Annotated in this window: 3 protein-coding genes and 2 pseudogenes; 3 read left to right on the forward strand and 2 right to left on the reverse strand. The window is 37.4% G+C overall.

The annotated features are described in order from the left end of the window. Positions 1-267 (forward strand): annotated as a pseudogene (locus C234_RS0112745) (transposase); the annotation flags it as partial. Between the two features lie 23 nt (positions 268-290). Beyond that, on the forward strand, positions 291-1,211 hold the full coding sequence (locus tag C234_RS0112750) for an erythromycin esterase family protein (protein ID WP_081688165.1): 921 nt from the start codon (positions 291-293) through the stop codon (positions 1,209-1,211). 90 nt (positions 1,212-1,301) lie between these two features. Here C234_RS0112750 and C234_RS0112755 read toward each other — a convergent pair whose 3' ends face one another. Beyond that, a complete protein-coding gene (locus C234_RS0112755) occupies positions 1,302-1,493 on the reverse strand; it encodes a hypothetical protein (RefSeq protein WP_027326078.1) in 192 nt (63 codons plus the stop codon). 190 nt (positions 1,494-1,683) lie between these two features. Beyond that, a complete protein-coding gene (locus C234_RS0112760) occupies positions 1,684-2,850 on the reverse strand; it encodes a 6-bladed beta-propeller (RefSeq protein ID WP_248596505.1) in 1,167 nt (388 codons plus the stop codon). Positions 2,851-2,900: 50 nt separating this feature from the next. Between C234_RS0112760 and C234_RS16475 the strand changes: the two are divergent. Next, positions 2,901-3,796, forward strand: a pseudogene (locus C234_RS16475) (IS5 family transposase). Positions 3,797-4,409 lie beyond the last annotated feature (613 nt).

Consider the following 4,409-nt stretch of genomic DNA (forward strand, 5'->3'; position numbering starts at 1 on the left):
AAGCAGCATGCAGGAATCACCAACTGTCAGTCAACTGACTTTAGAAAGTTGGATTTTCACTTCAATGCATCGCTGGCTGCCATCAACTTGGCCAAAGCGGCATGTAAGAGGCTCGGAATAGTCTATTCCATATCCTCTTGCAAGTCATTCATACACAATGCTTATATGCTTGAACGATTTATTTGCGTGTTCGGGATTAACCCAGACCCGCAAGTTATTGACAAACTTTTCAAAGAACTCATTTTATTTACTGCCAGAGCCGCTTAGCCTTGGCGAATTTTTAACGAACTATTAATCCTAAAGAATTATGTGATTTTTTTATTTGGGTGAAAAAACACAATGACACAAAATCCGAGAAAGATAAAGTTTGGGTATTGGGTGTTGATATTCCCAATGCCGATTTTTTCTCATTCGGCAATAATCTGTTTTCTTATTTTTATCCAATATTTAAAGAGCACTTGGATAATGCGGAAATAAAGCGTTTTTTACATGAATTGCTTGTCAATTCAAGAAAAGCTTTGGGCGAAACACTTCCTGGCTTGATGGCTAAAAATAAACCATCCAATATTCAGTTTAGTGAGAAAGAGATAGCATTGCTTCAAAAATGGTTTTCATTTTTTACAAGCATCGAAAATAGTGAGTTAAACATGACAATAGAAAGAGACCGGCTTATGTATGAAAGCATTTGCTTTTTCATAAAGCAAGTTTGTTCGCCTCAAGACAATGTTACAATTTACAGCCATCTGGCACATGCTTGCTCAAACAATACCAACTCTCTGTATACCTATACAAAATCTTTTGGAACGCTATTGAAACAAAAATATGTATCAGACTATTTATGTATTGGCTTTATAACAAAGTCGGGTAAGAACTTAGTACTTTCTCAGGAAGGATACGTCATTCAATCGCTAAAGCTGCCGCCAAAGTACAGCATTGAGGCAATGATGGCTGAGTATGGGGATACCTATTTCTACCGTTCGACTTCTCAATTAGCTTTTCCTGTATATATAAGGTATGGGCAGTACTTTACAAGTAATGATTTTAATATTATTTATCCTCGGCAGTATTTCGACGGAATAATATTTATAGAAAGTTGTGATCCGATAAAGAACTTCCGCTATGAAGTAAAAGTTAAGGATAAAGTAAAAGAAACAATAGATGAATATCAACGGCATTTGGATCTGATAAACGGGAAAGATGTTGGTTTATAGATGAATAGAAATCTTTTTTCTTCTTGCGGTACTTGGTCCAAGGGGATGTTGCCGCACTAAACCATAAACACACAATCGATAAGCATTTATTCATTTCTGCCAAGCCCATGTATCAATATATTCTTTTAATTGCATCGTATTCATCCCGCATATCTTTATCAGTTCACCCACATTCTTTTTACCCCTTTCGTCGCCTCCGAAAGTCGAGTTTATTCCCCGTGGATGATCTAAATGAAACAACGGGCTTTCTATCCGCTGTGTAGGTTCCCCTAAAATTTCCATTCGCTTGAGACGCTCGGCATCTTCGGGTTCCCAACCGTAGAAATTTTCGTTTCCCCACCCCCTTTTAAATAGTCGTCTTAATCTTGTTCAGACATGTAATATAATCTCTTCATATGGTTCGGTTTTATCCTGTAACTCTTTTTATAATTCACCCATTATTGAAAATAGCCGAACAAGGTGTGTGTTTTTATCAATAAAAATCTGCAAATACGAAAACATTATTACTATCCTCATCCTTAATCAATGAAGCAACTAATTCTTTGAGCTTACCACTGAGCTTGTTTTTGTAATATGCTTCTTTGAGTTCAGCAAAATCCAGTTCGAAGTGGTATGCATGTTCATAATAATTAAAAAGCCGTGGATTGATATACAACTCTTTTCCTTCGAAGTCGGAAAGAGTTATTTTTGGGCAAAACAGTTCTCCTGTTACTTTGTTACGCATATAATACTTTGGTGCGGGAGATTTCCCTACTTCCCGATAATGGTAAACCGTTATAAACTGATATTTTCCCGCATCCAGACAAATATCCATAACGGTCATCGAATTAGATTCGCTCAATAAAGGTTTTTTATGCAAATAGGGTGTTAAGGAATTGTCTATGCTGTAATGGAAAACTGTGTCGGTTTCTGGGTTATATAAAAGGAGTCCGTCTGGGGATTTTCTTACACGACCATAGCTAACTTGACCAATAAAATCTCCACCCAAATCTTTATAACTTAAATCTATATTCTTATTGGGTAATTGAATGTATTTAAGCACGACTCCATCCACTTTGGAAACAAGGAAAAAAGTTGAATCAATAGAAGTTTCTGCGGAATAGCTCTGCATAATGGTTTTCCATAATTTAGTGTTGTCATACACCAATATGGATTGATCATCGAACAATACCATTTGACCATTAACATTCATTTGCGGTAAGTTTATTCTTCTTTTAAACTTACCCATAGAAGAATAAACCATAATATGATCGCTAAAATCGGGTGAAACAAACACATCATCATTAGTTTCATCATACATTATGGAAGCCGCATCTGTATATTCTTCTGGTCCCTGTCCCCTACGGTTAAAATGTGATTTGGGGTTTCCATCTTTTGAGAAAAACAGGATGCTGTACTGAGAGCGGTCTATAACAATAATATTGTTTTCGGTTACATAATCAATGCTGCCTTTATAAAGATAATCATCAGTTTTTGAATTGAGGTATAGATAAGATACATCCGCAATATCGGTAAGCTCAATTTTCTTTTCGGGATATTCTTTACTGACATCAATAAATGCCAATTTCTCTTGCTGTTCCTTATTAGAGGCACAACTTGCAACTACAAGTGATAAGACTAAATAAAATACTTTTCTCATATTCATAATCTTCATTTTATTTATTGAAGTGATTTAAACTAATTGATCCAATGAGAAACAGCGTACTAATAGCTGAAATTGTTATATTATGGGTGACCAAACTCATTCATAACAACATCCCTATGTACGCTGTGTTGGACAAAGATACAATAAAAAGTGAAATATTGCCTCATTTATGTGTGGCCAAACGTGGTTTCGTAACTCAAAGTAGTCTTGTTGAAATCGTAAATGCCATTCTTTATAAACTGAAAACAGGGTGTCAGTGGAAATATTTACCTGCAGATTCCCTGTTCAGTGACAAGGTTCTGACCTATGGTGCGGTATTCCATCATTATAACAAATGGAGTAAAAAAGGTGAATGGAAGTCTCTTTGGCTTCATCTTTTGGATAAGCACCGTACGAAGTTTGATATGTCAAGTGTAGACCTTGACGGAAGTCATACGGTAGCTATGCGTGGTGGATAGGAGGTTGGTTATCAGGGTAGAAAAAGCGCAAGACAACCAACGCTCTTTATATTACAGACCGACAAGGCATACCGGTTATCATGTCTTCGCCTAAAAGCGGCGAACATCATGATACTCATGACATAAAAAACGTAATCCGGTCTATGATGCATGACCTTGGGATCGCAAATGTCAGAACAGATGGTCTTTTCTTGAATGCGGATGCCGGATTTGACTATACAGTTCTCCGAAGTGTACTTGGCTGTCATGGAGTAGTCTCCAATATCTGCATCAATAAAAGAAACGGGGCCCCCAATAATACTATTGTGGACGAACTGCTGTATGCTGAACGTTATGCCATTGAGAGGACCAATGCATGGATGGACAGTTACAGGACTATATTAAATCGATTTGAAACAACGGTTAGGAATTGGGAATCATGGAACTATATTGCGTTTATGGTAATTCTGCTAAGGAAATGTTTGAGAAAAAGAAAAGTTTAAATCACTTCATTAACTGCATATTCCGGCGGATACCCGTTCACTCTTCGAGACTGTTGGGAAAGCTAGTCGCGACCGAAGTTCGGACTCTCAAGACGACTCCGAGCTGTTTTTTTGATGTTGATGGAGCGGGATTTCACACCTTCAACCGGCATTTACTTCTCTATCTGCAAATAAGTTTGGCGAACGTTTTAATTGTACGCCAACGATTTCGAATAATGTTGCCCAAATAGAGCCTTTTCTGTTGAATCATGCCTGAATTATTGTAGTCACCGTATAGAAAACGGGTATCTGAGCTTCTATGTCATAAAGGGGATGAGCCTTAACACTGCCTTTCTTCTTGCGGCACTTGGTCCAAGGGGATGTTGCCGGGTAAATGAGTCCCCAAGCTTCGTTTATAAATATTCTTGTTATGAAATTTCTTAATTGTTTTTTGCCGGTAAACGTCCCGTTCCGCTCTCTTCAATCTTGTTCTCGACGCTTGTTCGAGCAGACCTTTCGGGAAACCCGTTTACGTCTACTTTTTGCCCGAATAAGTGAGGGAAAGAGCTGACCAAACGGTTGATTGTCTTTTTATATGTAAGATTATCAGTTGTTTATAAATAAATAGACGAAG

Origin of the sequence: Bacteroides pyogenes DSM 20611 = JCM 6294 (assembly GCF_000428105.1) — a bacterium.
Taxonomy (GTDB): Bacteria; Bacteroidota; Bacteroidia; order Bacteroidales; family Bacteroidaceae; genus Bacteroides; species Bacteroides pyogenes.